At 55.7% G+C, this 16,717-nt stretch carries 14 protein-coding genes; 10 read left to right on the plus strand and 4 right to left on the minus strand.

What is annotated here, in order from left to right:
• Nucleotide 1: 1 nt before the first annotated feature.
• Entirely contained in the window at nucleotides 2–1,774 is a 1,773-nt protein-coding gene (aspS, locus tag HYQ67_RS00785; protein WP_202300723.1) for an aspartate--tRNA ligase, read from the minus strand.
• A 286-nt stretch (nucleotides 1,775–2,060) separates the two neighbouring features.
• Between aspS and HYQ67_RS00790 the strand changes: the two genes are divergently transcribed.
• The 5 genes from HYQ67_RS00790 to cmoB all read left to right on the plus strand — a co-directional run bounded on the left by HYQ67_RS00790 (nucleotide 2,061) and on the right by cmoB (nucleotide 5,790).
• The gene (locus tag HYQ67_RS00790; RefSeq protein WP_202301058.1) at nucleotides 2,061–2,627 is read left to right on the plus strand and encodes a hydrolase; all 567 of its coding nucleotides are present in this window, start codon (nucleotides 2,061–2,063) and stop codon (nucleotides 2,625–2,627) included.
• Nucleotides 2,628–2,757: 130 nt separating this feature from the next.
• On the plus strand, nucleotides 2,758–3,576 hold the full coding sequence (locus HYQ67_RS00795) for a DUF72 domain-containing protein (protein WP_202300725.1): 819 nt from the start codon (nucleotides 2,758–2,760) through the stop codon (nucleotides 3,574–3,576).
• A 68-nt stretch (nucleotides 3,577–3,644) separates the two neighbouring features.
• Nucleotides 3,645–4,040: an MAPEG family protein gene (locus HYQ67_RS00800; RefSeq protein ID WP_202300727.1), complete on the plus strand. Its 396-nt coding sequence runs from the start codon at nucleotides 3,645–3,647 to the stop codon at nucleotides 4,038–4,040.
• Nucleotides 4,041–4,078: 38 nt separating this feature from the next.
• The gene (gene cmoA, locus HYQ67_RS00805) at nucleotides 4,079–4,822 is read left to right on the plus strand and encodes a carboxy-S-adenosyl-L-methionine synthase CmoA (RefSeq protein ID WP_202300728.1); all 744 of its coding nucleotides are present in this window, start codon (nucleotides 4,079–4,081) and stop codon (nucleotides 4,820–4,822) included.
• Entirely contained in the window at nucleotides 4,819–5,790 is a 972-nt protein-coding gene (gene cmoB, locus HYQ67_RS00810) for a tRNA 5-methoxyuridine(34)/uridine 5-oxyacetic acid(34) synthase CmoB (protein WP_202300729.1), read from the plus strand. Before cmoA ends, cmoB begins: the two co-directional genes overlap by 4 nt.
• Nucleotides 5,791–5,829: 39 nt before the next feature.
• On the opposite strand, the gene HYQ67_RS00815 is transcribed toward cmoB, so the two are convergent.
• Nucleotides 5,830–7,248 carry a DUF1996 domain-containing protein gene (locus tag HYQ67_RS00815; RefSeq protein ID WP_202300730.1) on the minus strand — a complete coding sequence of 473 codons (1,419 nt, stop codon included), beginning with the start codon at nucleotides 7,246–7,248 and terminating at the stop codon, nucleotides 5,830–5,832.
• A gap of 178 nt (nucleotides 7,249–7,426) precedes the next feature.
• Between HYQ67_RS00815 and HYQ67_RS00820 the strand changes: the two genes are divergently transcribed.
• Nucleotides 7,427–8,122 (plus strand): XRE family transcriptional regulator, encoded by a 696-nt coding sequence (locus HYQ67_RS00820; RefSeq protein WP_202300731.1) that lies wholly within the window; start codon nucleotides 7,427–7,429, stop codon nucleotides 8,120–8,122.
• A gap of 114 nt (nucleotides 8,123–8,236) precedes the next feature.
• Here the strand turns inward: HYQ67_RS00820 and cutC are convergent, their stop codons facing one another.
• Entirely contained in the window at nucleotides 8,237–8,992 is a 756-nt protein-coding gene (gene cutC / locus HYQ67_RS00825) for a copper homeostasis protein CutC (protein ID WP_202300732.1), read from the minus strand.
• A gap of 90 nt (nucleotides 8,993–9,082) precedes the next feature.
• Between cutC and HYQ67_RS00830 the strand changes: the two genes are divergently transcribed.
• The gene (locus tag HYQ67_RS00830; protein WP_202300733.1) at nucleotides 9,083–10,222 is read left to right on the plus strand and encodes a MalY/PatB family protein; all 1,140 of its coding nucleotides are present in this window, start codon (nucleotides 9,083–9,085) and stop codon (nucleotides 10,220–10,222) included.
• Here HYQ67_RS00830 and HYQ67_RS00835 read toward each other — a convergent pair.
• Nucleotides 10,217–10,786, minus strand: a complete 570-nt coding sequence (locus HYQ67_RS00835) for a VOC family protein (RefSeq protein WP_202300734.1) — start codon at nucleotides 10,784–10,786, stop codon at nucleotides 10,217–10,219. The genes HYQ67_RS00830 and HYQ67_RS00835 overlap by 6 nt on opposite strands.
• A 247-nt stretch (nucleotides 10,787–11,033) precedes the next feature.
• Here HYQ67_RS00835 and argS point away from each other — a divergent pair, with 247 nt between their 5' ends.
• From argS to torA, 3 genes are all read left to right on the plus strand, one after another.
• The gene (gene argS / locus HYQ67_RS00840; protein ID WP_202300735.1) at nucleotides 11,034–12,767 is read left to right on the plus strand and encodes an arginine--tRNA ligase; all 1,734 of its coding nucleotides are present in this window, start codon (nucleotides 11,034–11,036) and stop codon (nucleotides 12,765–12,767) included.
• Nucleotides 12,768–13,064: 297 nt separating this feature from the next.
• Entirely contained in the window at nucleotides 13,065–14,222 is a 1,158-nt protein-coding gene (locus HYQ67_RS00845; RefSeq protein WP_202300736.1) for a NapC/NirT family cytochrome c, read from the plus strand.
• On the plus strand, nucleotides 14,222–16,702 hold the full coding sequence (gene torA, locus HYQ67_RS00850; RefSeq protein ID WP_202300738.1) for a trimethylamine-N-oxide reductase TorA: 2,481 nt from the start codon (nucleotides 14,222–14,224) through the stop codon (nucleotides 16,700–16,702). The genes HYQ67_RS00845 and torA overlap by 1 nt, the downstream gene beginning before the upstream one ends.
• Nucleotides 16,703–16,717 lie beyond the last annotated feature (15 nt).

The raw sequence follows: 16,717 nt of genomic DNA on the forward strand, positions 1-16,717 counted from the left end.
CTTATTCTTTCTCAGCCTTTTTGATTACCGCCACGCCCAGCTCGGCCAGCGCCGTTGGGTTAGCGAAGCTTGGGGCTTCGGTCATCAGACACGCCGCAGCGGTAGTTTTCGGGAAGGCGATAACATCACGGATGTTGTCGGTTCCGGTCAGCAGCATGGTCAGACGGTCCAGGCCAAACGCCAGGCCCGCGTGCGGCGGGGTACCGTATTTCAGCGCGTCCAGCAGGAAGCCAAACTTCTCGCGTTGGTCTTCCTCATTAATACCCAGGATGCCGAACACGGTCTGCTGCATCTGGCCGTTGTGGATACGCACCGAGCCGCCACCCACTTCGTAACCGTTGATAACCATGTCGTAGGCGTTAGCCACGGCGGCCTCAGGGTCGGCAGCCAGCTGCTCTGGCGTCATGTCCTTCGGCGCGGTGAACGGATGGTGCATCGCGGTCAGGCCGCCTTCACCGTTGTCTTCAAACATAGGGAAATCGATAACCCACAGCGGCGCCCACATGTTCTCGTTGGTGATGCTCAGGTCTTTACCAATTTTCAGACGCAGTGCGCCCAGCGCGTCAGCAACCACTTTCTTGCTGTCTGCGCCGAAGAAGATCATATCGCCATCCTGCGCGCCGGTGCGGGCCAGAATCTCTTCCACGATGGAAGCATTCAGGAACTTGGCTACCGGGCTGGTGATGCCTTCAATGCCCTTAGCGCGTTCGTTCACCTTGATGTAAGCCAGCCCTTTCGCGCCGTAAATCTCAATGAACTTGCCGTAATCGTCAATCTGTTTACGGCTTAACTGCGCGCCACCCGGCACTCGCAGTGCGGCTACGCGGCCTTTTGCGTCGTTCGCCGGGCCGGAGAAGACTTTGAACTCAACGTCTTTCACCAGATCGGCTACGTCCACCAGCTCCATCGGGTTACGCAGGTCCGGCTTGTCGGAACCGTAGCGGCGCTCGGCTTCGGCGAAGGTCATCACCGGGAAGTCGCCCAGGTCAACGTTCTGCACGTCCAGCCACAGTTTACGCACCAGCTCTTCCATCACCTCACGCACCTGTGGCGCGGTCATGAAGGAAGTTTCGACGTCGATTTGGGTGAATTCAGGCTGGCGGTCGGCGCGCAGGTCTTCGTCACGGAAACATTTTACGATCTGATAGTAGCGGTCGAAGCCGGACATCATCAGCAGCTGTTTGAACAGCTGCGGGGACTGCGGCAGCGCGTAGAATTTGCCTTTATGAACGCGGCTCGGCACCAGGTAGTCGCGCGCGCCTTCCGGCGTGGCTTTGGTCAGCATTGGGGTTTCGATATCCAGGAAACCGTGGTCGTCCATAAAGCGGCGCACGAAGCTGGTGATCTTCGCGCGGGTTTTCAGGCGGTTAGCCATTTCCGGGCGACGCAGATCCAGATAGCGGAATTTCAGACGCGCTTCTTCGGTGTTGACGTGGTTGGAGTCAAGCGGCAGCGATTCGGAACGGTTGATGATGGTCAAATCGGTGGCGAAGACTTCCACCGCACCGGTAGCCATATCTTTGTTGATGTTTTTCTCATCACGCGGACGCACGGTACCGGTAATTTGAATGCAGAACTCATTGCGCAGTTCGGATGCCAGCTTGAACGCGTCCTGACGGTCCGGGTCGAAAAACACCTGCACGATGCCTTCACGATCGCGCATATCAATAAAGATAAGGCTACCGAGGTCGCGGCGACGGTTGACCCAGCCACACAGCGTGACCTGTTGCCCAACATGGGATTGATTGAGCTGCCCGCAATATACTGTACGCATGAGATGTCCCTTAAATTAGCCGCACACGGGTTGTTGCCTGCATGGCCTGGCACCCCGGTGGCCGCTATTTTGTCTGTCTGATATGGATGAAAAAAGGGGGCTATTATACTGGAAATAATGCCCGGCGATAAGCCCGAAGCGAGCGACTGGTGCGTTTGAAAGCGTCAGGAATTGCCAATTCTCACAAAAATTAACAAAAATTGTAAACTGTGTAACGCAGATTACAGCGTAAGGTATTCACCGCAAACCCATTTTGAACCGGAGTCACCGCATGTCTCAGAGCAATATTTTAGAACTGAATCCTTCCCGCACCGCGCTGGTCGTCATTGATTTACAGGAAGGGATCTTACCGTTTGCCGGTGGTCCGTATACCGCCCGGGATGTGGTGACTCGCTCCGCAAAACTGGCTGACAAATTCCGTGCTAACGGCTCGCCGGTGATCATGGTGCGCGTCGGCTGGTCAAAAGACTTTGCCGAAGCGCTGAAGCAGCCTGTTGATGCCCAGGCCGGCGCGCATGCTCTGCCGGAAAACTGGTGGCAATACCCGGCTGCGCTGGGCAAAAAAGACAGCGATCTGGAAGTCACCAAACGCCAGTGGGGCGCGTTCTACGGCACCGACCTTGAGCTGCAGCTGCGCCGTCGCGGCATCGATACCATCGTGCTAACCGGTATCTCCACCAACATTGGCGTGGAATCCACCGCGCGTAACGCATGGGAGCTTGGCTTTAATCTGGTCGTTGTTGAGGATGCCTGTGCCGCAGCGGACGCCGCCCAGCACCAGGGCAGCATGACCAACATCTTCCCGCGTATTGGCCGCGTTCGTTCTACAGAAGAAGTAATGGCTGCATTGTAAACGGGTGCCTTCTACCCTATAGCCTTCGAGCTGTAGGTAGGCGGCAAGGGAAAGAGTCCCCGGGAGCTTACTTTAACTGGGGTGAAGGACTGCAGCCTACACCCCTACAGCCTGAAGGATGACGAGTAGAATGATGTACATTGGCCTTCCACAATGGTCGCATCCTAAGTGGGTGCGGCTGGGCATAACCTCCCTTGAGGATTACGCCCGTCATTTTAACTGCGTGGAGGGCAACACCACGCTCTATGCCCTGCCGAAAGCCGAAATCGTACTGCGCTGGCGCGAACAGACCAGCGACGATTTCCGCTTTTGCTTTAAATTCCCGGCCACGATTTCCCACCATGCGGCGTTACGCCAGTGTGGCGATCTCACCGCCGAGTTTTTTGACAGGCTTTCTCCATTAGCAAATCGTATCGGGCAGTATTGGTTACAGCTTCCCGCTACCTTTGGCCCAAAAGACCTTCCGGCGCTGTGGCACTTTCTGGATACATTGCCGAAGGATTTCACCTACGGCGTGGAAGTGCGTCATCCATCATTTTTTGATAAAAGCGCCGATGAGCAAGCGCTGAACCGGGGCCTGCACGAGCGAGGCGTTAACCGCGCGATTCTGGACAGCCGCCCGGTGCACAGCGCAACGCCCCACAGCGAAGCGATTCGTGAAGCGCAGCGCAAAAAACCGAAGGTGCCGGTGCATGCCCTGGTCACCGCCGCCAGCCCGCTGGTGCGTTTTATCGGCAGCGACGATATGCAGCAAAATCTGCAAATGTTTCAGGTGTGGCTCAAAACTCTGCCTGAATGGACGGAAAAATCGACGCCGTTTCTCTTTTTACACACCCCGGATATAGGTAACGTGCATGAACTGGTGCATATCCTGTGGCCTGGCTTGCAGCGCGCCTTTCCGCAGATCGGTGATGAACCGTCCATTCCTGGCCAGGAGTCTCTCTTTTAGGGGTAGCGACAGCTAATTTCAGCGCTGCTATCATAAGGGCCACGCTGTGGCTCTAAAGGATATTGAGTATGGTATGCGCGCTCTACGCTGTGCTGGGTGCTTTGCTACTGATTAAGTTTTCTTACGATGTCGTTCGCATGCGCCTGCAGTATCGCGTCTCTTATGGTGACGGCGGATTCAGCGAGCTTCAAAATGCCATTCGCGTGCACGGCAACGCGGTGGAGTACATTCCCGTCGCGCTGGTCCTGTTATTGCTGATGGAAATGAACGGCGCGGAGACCTGGATGGTACACGTGTGCGGGATCCTTCTTATCGCTGGCCGCCTGATGCACTACTACGGATTTCATCACCGCCTGGTCCGCTGGCGTCGTTCCGGTATGAGCGCAACCTGGTGCTCGCTGTTGCTAATGGTGCTGGCTAATCTGTGGTATATGCCGTGGGAGTTGGTTTTCTCGCTGCATTAACGCAAAATACGCCTTTTCGAATTTCCCGGATATAAGTGATGTCTGACCGCGATATGCTGTTTTCCGCACCTATCGCCCAGCTGGGCGACTGGACCTTTGATGAACGCGTGGCGGAAGTGTTCCCCGATATGATCCAGCGCTCGGTGCCGGGTTATTCCAACATCATCTCGATGATTGGTATGTTGGCCGAACGCTTCGTCACGCCCGCAAGCCAGGTTTACGACCTGGGCTGCTCGCTGGGTGCGGCAACATTGTCGGTGCGTCGTAATATTCAGCACGACGGCTGCAAAATTATCGCCGTAGATAACTCCCCGGCGATGGTCGAACGCTGTCGTCGCCATCTGAACGCCTTTAAGGCGCAGACGCCGGTAGATGTTATCGAAGGTGATATCCGCGATATCCATATCGAAAACGCCTCTATGGTCGTGCTGAACTTCACGCTTCAATTCCTCGAACCAGACGACCGCCAGCTGCTGCTGGAAAAAATTTATCAGGGCCTGAACCCTGGCGGCGCGCTGGTGCTGTCAGAAAAATTCAGCTTTGAGGATGACGAAGTTGGCGAGCTGCTGTTTAACATGCACCACGACTTCAAGCGTGCCAACGGCTACAGCGAGCTGGAGATCAGCCAGAAGCGCAGCATGCTGGAAAACGTCATGCTCACCGACTCTGTAGAAACCCATAAAAAACGCCTCAAGCAAGCCGGTTTTGACCACGCGGAACTGTGGTTCCAGTGCTTTAACTTTGGCTCTTTAGTCGCACTGAAATCTGGAACCCCGGCATGATCGACTTTGGTAATTTTTATCAGCTTATTGCAAAAAGCCCGCTGGCCCCGTGGCTGGAAACCCTGCCCGCGCAAATTGCCACCTGGCAACGCGAGAATCTTCACGGCCAGTTTAAGCACTGGTACAACACGGTTGAGTATCTGCCGGAGCTGGCTCCGTACCGCCTGGATCTGCTGCACAGCGTCACCGCCGAATCGCAGACGCCGCTGAGCGAAGGTCAGCGTCTGGGCATTGAGAAACTGCTGCGCAACCTGATGCCGTGGCGCAAAGGCCCCTACTCGCTGTACGGCGTGGACATCGATACCGAGTGGCGCTCCGACCTGAAATGGGATCGCGTTCTGCCGCATATCTCCCCGCTTGCTGGCCGGACTATTCTTGATGTCGGCTGTGGCAGCGGCTATCACCTGTGGCGCATGATTGGCGCGGGCGCGCATCTGGCCGTGGGTATCGACCCGATGCAGCTGTTTGTCTGCCAGTTTGAAGCGGTGCGCAAGCTGCTGGGCAACGACCAGCGCGCTCACGTGCTGCCGCTGGGCATCGAACAGCTTCCCGAGCTGAATATCTTCGACACGGTATTTTCAATGGGCGTGCTCTATCACCGCCGCTCGCCGCTGGACCATCTTTATCAGCTAAAAAATCAGCTGGCGAAAGAGGGCGAGCTGGTGCTGGAAACGCTGGTGGTGGAAGGTGACGAGAACACGGTGCTGGTGCCTGGGGAACGATATGCGCAGATGCGCAACGTCTACTTCATCCCATCGGCGCTGGCGTTAAAAAACTGGCTGGAGAAGTGCGGCTTTGTCGATGTGAAAATCGTCGACCACTGCTACACCACAAGCGAAGAACAGCGCCGCACCAGCTGGCTGACCACTGAATCCCTGGCCGACTTCCTCGACCCGAACGATCCTACCAAAACGATCGAAGGCTACCCTGCCCCGCTGCGCGCCGTACTGGTGGCCCGCAAGCCATAAAAAATTAAGGGCAGCGCCTGCTGCCCTTTTTCACTTTGCTCAGACACCAAACTCATTATACGAAATAAGTGAAAGTACCGGCTTATGGCCACTTTCGCGGCTGCCGATATCGAACTTAAAGTTATTGTCCGTACCGTCTTTCACGCATAGCGAGATTGTCTTTTTACCCGCATCAATTGCTGACTGCACCAGTGGCGTAATGTCATAAGAGTTATACATTTCGGTGCTGCTCATCCAGAAAAGAGTGGCTTTTGAGCAGTCAGGCGCGTTATCCATGGTTATCTTATTTTCATCCCAGTCATCGCTGGTGGCGTAGATATAAATCCCAACCCCGGAGACACCATCCGGCTGCGCGCGGCCATGAAGACTCAGCTTGTAAACCGGCGTAAACCCTTTAGGGAAATTGCTCGCCCCCTCTGGAATTTTAAAACGGATATAACTGTTAGTCTGGGAGTACCCCTCGCCGCCGTTCTGCAGCGTTAATGTTTTGTCGCGGCCGAAGTTGGTAGCATGGGCATCGCCGTCGGTCACAGACGCATCGGCCAGCGCTTCCGTATAGCTATAGGCCACCTCTTTACCGCAGTCGATAGCATTGTTCATGCAGAAATCAGCCATATACTTTGCCGCTTCAGGCCTCCAGCCGTTGAAGAAATCTGCGTGTGCGGTATATAACGAGCCCCAGTTTTCGTGCACTACGTTGCCTTTGTCATCCAGGGTAGGATCCAGCGACAGCTGTGCGCCGCTTAGATCGGTCACGTTACCCAGCATATAGGCCACGTTAATACTGATATGCGGAATACGTTTCGGATACCCCGCCGGGCAGGTGCCACTTTTGTCCGCATAGGCCGCATTGTTCGGCCCGCCGCTCATCACCAGAGGAGCATAATTCTTGCCGTCCCAGCAGGTCGGGAAGCTAATTCCGATATTAAACTGCGTTCCCTTGACCGGATCGGGCTTACATTGCGTAGGAATGTCATTCATGTAGTCCGTGCCGGTACAGATGAAGCTGATATTCGAGTTTGCAGCGCTGCCGTGGTGGTCACCGGCGAGAAGCTGAATACCGTTCGGCAGCGGGTTCACCTTATAGCGATTTTCGCCGGGTATTGCCTGGTTGGTATAGTAGGTCTTCTGGTAGCTTGGTTTAATGATCCGTCCGTCCGCCAGGCGCAACGACGGTGCCCAGTAGGCCGTTGCGTCCGCCACGTTTTCACAGGTGCTCGCAGATTTGGTCAGCAGGCTTTCCGCCGTTGAATTGCCGTTAGCCGCCTCATTGCCAAAGAAATCGTGGGACATGGCAACCCCCGGTTTCCCCGGATAGAGAATGGGGTCGTCGGCCAGCGTGTGAGAATATTTGCAAACTACGTTTGCCGCCCCTTCCGGTAAGGTCTCTTCGGCCAGTGCCGAATGACATGCCGCCATGCCGATAAGCATGATTGCTGCACTTAAAAGTCTTTTCATTTCATTGTTCCTCGATGCGTTAATTTAGGTTTTGCGCAAATTAACTTGTTAACCGACAACGATGAAGACGCGAGTTGCGTAAAAGACAAATTAATTTGCGTAATTCACACATTAAAAGCATTTTGTCATTTGCGCAATTAAATTTGCAAAAATCGCAAAAGTGATTTGTAATTAAGCTATGAACATAGGAAAACGCATTCGGGACCTCCGCCAGGCGCGGAACATGACCATCACAGATCTTGCGGCGGCAATAGGCAGCGACGCGGGGAATATCTCTCGCCTTGAAACCGGCAAGCAAAAATCCTTTACCGAGGCGTCGCTGGCCAAAATTGCCCAGGCGCTTGCGGTACCGGTCTACGATCTTTTTGCTCAGGCAGAGCCAGGCTTCGCTGTGCAAAAGCACAGCGAAGCTGATAGTGCAGAAATGGAGGCAGAAGAGGGATATCGCGTTGATATTCTGGACGTCAGCGCCAGCGCGGGCGAAGGCTATGTCAACAGCAGCGATATCGTTGAAACCATCCACGCTATCGTCTACAACAGCGAGCACGCTCTCGCCCTGTTCGGCGGCAGGCCGGAGTCGGCGATAAAAGTCATTAACGTGCGCGGTGACAGCATGTCCGGCACGCTTGAGCCCGGTGATTTGCTCTTCGTCGACGTGACCGTCCGTCAGTTAGAAAGCGACGGCATATACGTGTTCGGCTTTGATGAGAAGATCCACGTAAAGCGCCTACAGCTGGTGCCGGACCGCATTCTGGTCCTTTCAGACAATCCTAAGTACCGGGAATGGGCAATAGATAAGAGCAATGAGAGCCGCTTCCGCATTTTCGGCAGGGTATTAATAAGCCAGTCACAAGAATTTCGCCGACACGGCTAAGCCAGACCAGACCATTTGCGCCACTCGCAAATTGCATAAAAAAAGCCCCGGCAAAACACCGGGGCCTGGTACGAGCAACATCATATGGGCGACATGATGCGCGGTTAAAATCGTTCAGCCACTGACTGCGGTTTTCCCGGCAGCCAGTACGGCTTTCATTGCTGCCACCACATCACCATCGACGCAGTAGCGGTTAAACTCATCGGCTTCCGCATCGGCACTCATCGATACGCCCGCTTTACGGTAGCGCATCACGGAGGCAACGCTCTGTCCTGCTGAACTGTGCACCTCATCAATGCCCTGTTCGATAAACTTTTGCAGGTTGCCCAGGCGCACGCCAGCACCGGCCATAATGATTGGAGCGCGGGAACGCTGCTTTAGTTCCCTGAGTAGCGAAAGTCCTGATTCTGCATTCTCCTGCTGCCCGGAAGTCAGTATGCGCGCCACCCCCAAATCGCTTAGCTGTTCCAGCGCCTGCACGGGGTTATGGCACATATCAAAAGCGCGATGGAAGGTTACCGCCATGCCGCGACTGGCGGCCATCACCTGTTCCATGCGAAGCCGATCGACATGGCCTTCTTCATCCAGCATCCCAATGACCAGGCCAGGATAGCCAAGCTCACGCACGTAGGCGATATCCTCCAGCATGGTGGCGAACTCGGCCTCGGAGTAGCAGAAATCCCCGCCGCGCGGTCGAATAATGGGGTGCACGGGGATGGAAACTAATTGCTTCACTTTGCGCAGAACGCCGGCGGAAGCGGTTAGCCCCCCTTCTTTCGGTGCGGCGCATAATTCAATGCGGTCCGCACCGGCCTGTTCGGCGGTGAGCGCGCAATCTATCCCATAGCAACAAATTTCCAGCAAAGCCATTGATTACTCCTTAAAAATCTTCAGGCCGGCAGTTGTGTCAGTTACCCAGAATGGTAATCTGAAACGACGATCACAACGGGGTAAATTATCATGGCATTCAATTTCGACGAAGGGATCGACCGCCGTCACAGCGACTGCAAGAAATGGCACAAATTTGGTGAGGAAGTTTTGCCGATGTGGGTTGCCGATATGGATTTCCGCTCGCCGGACTGCATTATCGAAGCCCTCCACCAGCGGGTGGCACACGGTGTCTTCGGCTACGGCGACGTTCCACGTGATTTAATTGCAGCCGTAGCAGAACGCATGGCTTGCCGCTACCAGTGGGATATCAAACCGGAATGGATTGTTGTGCTACCCGGCATCGTTGCGGGCCTGAATCTCTGCGTGCGGGCTTTCACCGCTGCGGATGAAAGTGCCATTACTCCAACGCCAGTTTACCCTCCGTTCAAAAGGTCTGCCGTGCTTGCCGATCGTGCCCAGCTGAATGCCCCGCTGCGCCTTGAGAATAGCCGCTGGATAATGGATCTGCCCTCCCTTGCGCCCCAGCTTACCGGCAAAGAAAAGCTGCTGATGCTGTGCAACCCGCAAAATCCTGGCGGCACCGCGTACCGTCGGGAAGAGTTACAGCAGCAGCTGGCCTTCGCGCAGAAGAATGACATGATTGTCTGCTCTGATGAAATTCACTGCGATTTGATTCTGGAACCGGGAGTGAAACATATCCCGTTTGCGACCCTAAGCGAGGATGCGGCGCAGCGTTCGGTCACGCTTATCACTCCTTCTAAAACCTACAATATTGCGGGTCTCGGAGCCTCCATCGCTATTATTCCTAATCCCGAACTGCGTAAACGCTTTAATAAAACCCGCGAAGGGATTGTGCCGAGCGTGGATATTCTCGCGCTAACGGCGGCCAATGCGGCCTGGCGCGAAGGGGATGCATGGCTGGAAGCGTTGCTGCCGTATTTGCGCCACAACCGCGACCGGCTGGTGCAGGCCGTTAACGGAATAAAAGGGCTGGAGATGGTTTCGCCGGAGGCGACCTATCTTGCCTGGGTGGATGCCAGTCAACTGGAGGTTGATAACCCGGCGCTTCTCTTCCAGAAGGCCGGGCTTGGCTTCTCACCGGGCCATGAATTTGGCGACAGCAAGTTCGTCAGAATCAACTTCGGCTGCCCTGCTTTCCTGTTGGAAGAAGCCATTAGCCGCATGGAAACGGCGGTCAACGGGCTATAGTTCGGCCTGTTCGCTGGCGACAATCTCCTCAATACTCCAGGGATGGAATTTGAGGGTAACTTTGCCGTCCGTCACCGCAAGGGTTGGATTAGGTAAACGTTCATTCTCCCCTTTCGGCGAGCTGGTTTTTACCGAAATCCCCGTCTGACGCAGGCCAGCGTCGGAAAACAGCTCCAGCGCACGAGCATTGAGCGTTTCAGGCTCACCCGGCAGCACTATCTCAACGTGCTCCCAGCCTTCATGCGGGTAGCGCTTCTCACCCGGCCACGGCAGCTCCACAATCGTAAACTTCCAGTGTTCCACGCACACCGGTTCATCCAGTCGAAACAGGCAGATAGGCCGATCGTTGATAATATTTTCCGACAGTAACGTCCCGCACTGCTCCAGCCCCTTCCGCCAGCGCTCCGCTGTCGTATTCTGATGGCAGCGCAATGAAATGTGATCGGCATCAAGCGGCGAGATATCCAGATCGAGCCGCGTGGCAAGTTCCGTTAACGCTTTTGTAAAACGCGGGAGATCCGCTGAAATATCATTCAGTTCTGCAATTGTCTGCCAGTGGGCCATTGTCATATCCTCGGGAACCTGAAGGGCGCTAATCTACCTTTTAAAACCGCCGCGACCAACCCTGCGAACGCCGCTTCGCTGCTGAATGGTTATTCACTATACCGTTGAGTTTAGTTCAGGGCGCACGGGGCAAGGCTTTTGCTGACGGAGGGGTTTAAATACAGTTATACTTAGCGCCTTATTTTATCCCCCACGATACGGCTGCCGTGACATTCCGGCGGCCCAAAGCAAAATGTAAGGTATCCCGGTGAATATTCAGGCTCTTCTTTCAGATAAAGTCAGTCAGGCACTGATTGCCGCAGGCGCGCCTGCGGATTGCGAACCACAGGTTCGTCAGTCAGCTAAAGTCCAGTTCGGTGACTATCAGGCCAATGGCGTGATGTCGGTTGCGAAATCTCTGGGCAAGCCACCACGACAAGTCGCAGAGTCCGTTATCGCTAATTTGGATCTGACCGGGATCGCCAGCAAAGTTGAGATTGCAGGCCCTGGCTTTATCAATATTTTCCTCGACCCGCAGTTCCTTGCGAAAAACATCGATGCCGCCGTCTCCTCTGACCGTGCTGGCGTCAATACCGTGGCTCCGCAAACTATTGTTGTCGATTACTCCGCGCCAAACGTGGCGAAAGAGATGCACGTCGGCCATATTCGCTCCACGATCATCGGCGATGCCGCGGTGCGCACTCTGGAGTTCCTCGGTCATAAAGTTATCCGCGCCAACCACGTAGGCGACTGGGGCACCCAGTTTGGCATGCTGATTGCGTATCTGGAAAAGCAGCAGCAGGAAAACGCCGGTGAAATGGCCCTGTCTGACCTTGAGGAGTTCTACCGCGCCGCCAAAAAGCATTACGACGAAGACGAAGCCTTCGCTGAACGTGCCCGTGCTTACGTGGTGAAGCTTCAGGGTGGCGATGAATACTGCCGTCAGATGTGGCGTAAGCTGGTGGATATCACCATGGCGCAGAACCAGAAAACGTATGACCGTCTTAACGTGACGCTGACTCGCGACGACGTCATGGGTGAAAGCCTCTATAACCCGATGCTGCCGGGCATCGTTGCAGACCTGAAGGCGAAAGGTCTGGCGGTGGAAAGCGAAGGCGCGACCGTGGTCTATCTGGACGAATATAAAAACAAAGATGGCGACCCGATGGGCGTGATCATCCAGAAAAAAGATGGCGGTTACCTTTACACCACCACCGACATCGCCTGTGCTAAATACCGCTATGAAACCCTGCATGCCGATCGCGTGCTCTATTTCATCGACTCCCGCCAGCACCAGCACCTGATGCAGGCATGGACCATCGTGCGCAAAGCGGGCTACGTACCAGATTCCGTTCCGCTGGAACATGAGATGTTCGGCATGATGCTGGGTAAAGACGGCAAGCCGTTTAAAACCCGTTCCGGCGGCACCGTTAAGCTGACGGATCTGCTGGATGAAGCAATGGAGCGTGCCCGCACGCTGGTCGGTGCGAAAAACCCGGACATGCCTGCCGATGAGCTGGAAGCCCTGGCAAAGGCGGTGGGTATTGGCGCCGTGAAATACGCCGACCTGTCGAAAAGCCGTACCACTGACTACATCTTCGACTGGGACAACATGCTGGCCTTCGAAGGCAACACCGCGCCGTATATGCAGTACGCCTATACCCGCGTGCTGTCCGTCTTCCGTAAAGCCGGCATCGATGAGGCGGAACTGCTGAAATCGCCTGTTGTGCTAACCGAAGATCGCGAAGCACAGCTGGCCGCTCGCCTGCTGCAGTTTGAAGAAACGCTCAGCGTAGTGGCTCGCGACGGTACGCCGCACGTGATGTGTTCTTACCTGTACGACGTGGCCGGGCTGTTCTCTGGCTTCTACGAGCATTGCCCGATCCTCACCGCAGACACGCAGGAAGCCCGCAACAGCCGCCTGAAGCTGGCGCTGCTGACGGCGAAAACGCTGAAGCTGGGCCTGGATACCCTGGGCATCCAGACCGTAGAGCGTATGTAAGCCTTAAGCGTCATCCGCTATCAATTGTCGGATGACGCTTCGCTTATCCGGCCTACGGCTCGGTGTGGTAGGGTGGATAAGCGGCAGCGTCATCCACCGTGTTTTCTGGATGACGCCTCTCTATTCCCCACTTGCACACCCCATTTACTCCCCTCGCGTTGTGCAGCATCAACGAAGTTGTAATTTATCTTACTCATAATGAGGTAAGTTTCTAAATATCCCTTATAATTCATGCGTAATTTTTATCGCCACCAAGAGCGATATTTCTGCGTTGATTTTTCTTCTAAGGGATTTTCTATGAATCAATCAAAACGTTCGCCCAAACGGCGTCTGACATGGCTGTGGTTACTGCTGATCGGCATTGTGATTGGCGCGGCTCTGCTTGCAGGCGGTGCTACGGTGATGCACAAAACCAGCGACACGGCTTTCTGCGTCTCCTGCCACTCTATGGAGCGGCCGCTGGCTGAATACCAGGGCAGCGTACACTTCCAGAACACCAAAGGTATCCGCGCCGAGTGCGCCGACTGTCACGTCCCTCATCAGCCCATTGACTACCTGACCACCAAAGTCATGGCGCTGAAAGATGTCTGGGGCGAAATGACCGGTAAAATCGATACGCCTGAAAAATACGATGCCCATAAGCTGGAAATGGCCCAAAGCGTCTGGGAGACCATGAAAAAGAACGACTCGGCTACCTGCCGTTCATGCCACAGCTACGAAGCGATGGACGTGTTAGCCCAGCGCCCTGAAGCGCAGCATGAACATCCTGTCGCCATCAAAAACGGTGAAACCTGTATCGACTGCCATAAAGGGGTGGCCCATATCCTGCCGGATATGAGCGAACTCTCTGCCGCTGGCGCAAACGAACTTTCCGCCGCTGCGGCGAAAGTCCCGGCCAACGCCAGCACGCTCTGGTCAATCTCCACCCAGCCTTTCTGGCTGAGCGCCGACAGCAAGCAGCATAATGCCGGCAACCTGATGCCCGGCACCGAAGTCAGCGTCGTGAAGCGTGAAAACAACATGATTCTCGCAGAAGTGGACGGCTGGCAGCAGGACGGCGTCAACGAAGTCTTCTATGCCGCCGCGGGCAAACGCATCCTGAGCGTCCTGCTTGGCGAAGAGGCTCGCGCACAGGTTAAACACGTAAGCGACTTTACCGACCCGGAAACCAAACTGGTATGGCATAAGAGTGCGCTCCAGGTCTGGCTGCCTGCGGGTCAGCTTATCGACAATCAGAAGAAAATCTGGGACTACGCAGCAACGATGATGTCCACCAACTGTACCGGTTGCCACGGTCTGACATCGCTTGACCGCTTTAACGCAAACCAGTGGATTGGCGTGATCAAGGGGATGGCTCCACGCACCTCTCTGGATCAGGAACAGCTGCGAGTTCTGACTCGCTATGTACAACAGCACGCAAGCGATATGCCGGCTGCCAGCAAGGAGGCTAACTAATGAAAAATAACCGCGAAGAGATGCAACTAACCCGCCGTCGTTTTCTGACCGGTGCCGCGGCTCTGGGTGGCGCTTCTTTACTGGGTGGCCTGTTCCCTCGCTCCGCAATGGCCGAGGCGGTAAGCCAGGCACTGCCGCAGTTTGTGGTGCTTCGTCAGGCCCAAAAGGGCATTCTGACCAGCGCCCACTGGGGAGCATTCGAAGCCATTGTCCGCGACGGAAAAATGGTAGAGACTCGCCCGATTCAGGACGACCCGTTCCCTAACGAGCTGATAACCATGGCGCCGCATCAGGTTCACGCGCCAAACCGCGTGAAATACCCGATGGTGCGTAAGAGCTGGCTGGAAGGCGGTTCCCGCAATTGCCACCCTGAGCTGCGCGGCCGTGACGAGTGGGTGCGGGTGAGCTGGGATAAAGCACTGACGCTGGTCAGCGATGAAATTCGCCGTCTGCAAAGTGAACATGGTCCGCAGTCTATCTATGCCGGTTCTTACGGCTGGAAAAGCGTGGGGATGCTGCACAACAGCCGTACCCTGCTGCAACGCATGATGAACCTGTCCGGCGGCTTCCTGGGCTACGCGGGGGATTACTCCACCGGGGCGGCTCAGGTCATTATGTCCCACGTTGTGGGTTCCATGGAGGTCTACGAACAGCAGACCGCCTGGCCAAACGTGCTGGATAACAGCCAGCTGGTGGTGATGTGGGGCTGTAACCCTGTCGTCACGCTAAAAAACAGCTGGAACGTGCCGGACCACGTGGGCCTTGCCGGTTTCGATGCCCTGAAGAAAAAAGGTGTGCGCGTCATCGGCGTTGACCCGGTGAAAAGTGACAGCATCGACTACATGAACGCCGAATGGCTGGCTCCGCATCCTTACACCGACAGCGCGATGCTGGTGGGGATCGCCCACACGTTACTGGCCGAAAAGCTGCACAACGCGGACTTCCTGAAAACCTATACCGTCGGCTTTGATAAATTCGCCGCTTACCTTAACGGTGAACAAGACGGCGTAGTGAAAGATGCCGACTGGGCCGCGTCTGTCTGCGGTGTCGAAGCCGACACCCTGCGCCAGCTGGCTCGCGACATGGCGAAGAATCGCACCATGATCATGGGCGGCTGGGGCATTCAGCGTCAGCACCACGGCGAACAGCTGCACTGGCTGCTGGTGACCGTGGCGGCGATGCTTGGGCAAATTGGTTTGCCGGGCGGTGGTTTTGGCTTCAGCTACCACTACTCCTCCGGCGGCAGCCCAACGGCTCGCGGTGGGATTCTGGCCGGTATCTCTGCGGGCGAATCACCGAAGAATGGCCCGACGCCAATCCCGGTGGCACGTATTGCCGAATGTCTGGCGAATCCGGGCAAAACCATCGACTTTAACGGGGCGAAGGTCACCTACCCTGACGTGAAGATGGTGTACGTCGCGGGTGGTAACACCTTCCACCAGCATCAGGACACCAACAACCTGATCAAGGCCTGGCAGCATCCGGAAACTATCGTGGTCAACGAGCCTTACTGGACCGCTACCGCGAAGTACGCTGATATCGTCCTGCCGGCCACCACCAGCTATGAACGTAACGATCTCGAGATGGGCGGCGATTACTCCCAGCTCTATGTCTTCCCTATGCACCAGTGCGTGCCGCCTCAGCACGAATCGCGCAGCGACTTTGAAATTTTCTCAGGCATTGCCGCAAAACTGGGCGTGCAGGATGCCTTCACCGAAGGCAAGAACGAGATGCAGTGGCTGAAAGGGATGTACGACAGCATGAAGGCGCAGGCCCGCAACGCCCGCGTCGCCCTGCCGCCGTTCGATATGTTCTGGGCGTCGAACAACTATGTGCGCTTCCCGGTGCCGGAGAAAAACAAACAGTGGGTTCGCTTCGCCGACTTCCGCGACAATCCGCTGCTTAATCCATTGGGTACGCCGTCAGGTAAGATTGAAATTTACTCTGAAGCGGTGGCGAAGATGGGTTATGAAGATTGTCCGGGACTGCCGGGCTGGCTGCCGCCGCACGAGTGGTATAAAGGGCCAGAGGCGAGCAAGTATCCACTGTCGCTCAACACCGCGCACCCGATTAACCGCCTGCACTCCCAGCTGGACAACACGCCGCTGCGCAAGAAGTATGCCGTAGCCGACCGTGAAGCCATCTGGATACACCCGGAGGACGCGAAAGCGCGCGGCATTGCTGACAACGAATTAGTGCGTGCGTTTAACGACCGTGGACAGATTCTGGTAGGGGCAGTTGTCACCGACCGAGTACGCCAGGGCGTAGTGCGTATCAGCGAAGGTGCCTGGTTCGATCCGGCAGATCCGAACGAATCCGGGTCGCTGTGTAAGAACGGCAACGTCAACTGTCTGACGTTCGACATTGGCTCCTCAAACCTGGCTCAGGGCAACTGCGGACAGATGGCCCAGCTGGACATCGAGAAATACCAGGGACCGGTGCTCAATAACACCGCCCATGATGTACCAGCCGGCGCCTGATAAGCGGCTGTGATG

The sequence above is a fragment of the Dryocola clanedunensis subsp. sulfonylureivorans genome, from assembly GCF_016756775.1.
GTDB classification, from domain to species: domain Bacteria; phylum Pseudomonadota; class Gammaproteobacteria; order Enterobacterales; family Enterobacteriaceae; genus Dryocola; species Dryocola clanedunensis.

What these genes read in the sequence shown, in the direction of transcription:
- aspS (WP_202300723.1), bottom strand. Translation starts at nt 1,774, where the DNA reads ATGCGTACAGTATATTGCGGGCAGCTCAATCAATCCCATGTTGGGCAA.
- HYQ67_RS00795 (WP_202300725.1), top strand. Translation starts at nt 2,758, where the DNA reads ATGATGTACATTGGCCTTCCACAATGGTCGCATCCTAAGTGGGTGCGG.
- HYQ67_RS00800 (WP_202300727.1), top strand. Translation starts at nt 3,645, where the DNA reads ATGGTATGCGCGCTCTACGCTGTGCTGGGTGCTTTGCTACTGATTAAG.
- cmoA (WP_202300728.1), top strand. Translation starts at nt 4,079, where the DNA reads ATGTCTGACCGCGATATGCTGTTTTCCGCACCTATCGCCCAGCTGGGC.
- cmoB (WP_202300729.1), top strand. Translation starts at nt 4,819, where the DNA reads ATGATCGACTTTGGTAATTTTTATCAGCTTATTGCAAAAAGCCCGCTG.
- HYQ67_RS00815 (WP_202300730.1), bottom strand. Translation starts at nt 7,248, where the DNA reads ATGAAAAGACTTTTAAGTGCAGCAATCATGCTTATCGGCATGGCGGCA.
- HYQ67_RS00820 (WP_202300731.1), top strand. Translation starts at nt 7,427, where the DNA reads ATGAACATAGGAAAACGCATTCGGGACCTCCGCCAGGCGCGGAACATG.
- cutC (WP_202300732.1), bottom strand. Translation starts at nt 8,992, where the DNA reads ATGGCTTTGCTGGAAATTTGTTGCTATGGGATAGATTGCGCGCTCACC.
- HYQ67_RS00830 (WP_202300733.1), top strand. Translation starts at nt 9,083, where the DNA reads ATGGCATTCAATTTCGACGAAGGGATCGACCGCCGTCACAGCGACTGC.
- HYQ67_RS00835 (WP_202300734.1), bottom strand. Translation starts at nt 10,786, where the DNA reads ATGGCCCACTGGCAGACAATTGCAGAACTGAATGATATTTCAGCGGAT.
- HYQ67_RS00845 (WP_202300736.1), top strand. Translation starts at nt 13,065, where the DNA reads ATGAATCAATCAAAACGTTCGCCCAAACGGCGTCTGACATGGCTGTGG.
- torA (WP_202300738.1), top strand. Translation starts at nt 14,222, where the DNA reads ATGAAAAATAACCGCGAAGAGATGCAACTAACCCGCCGTCGTTTTCTG.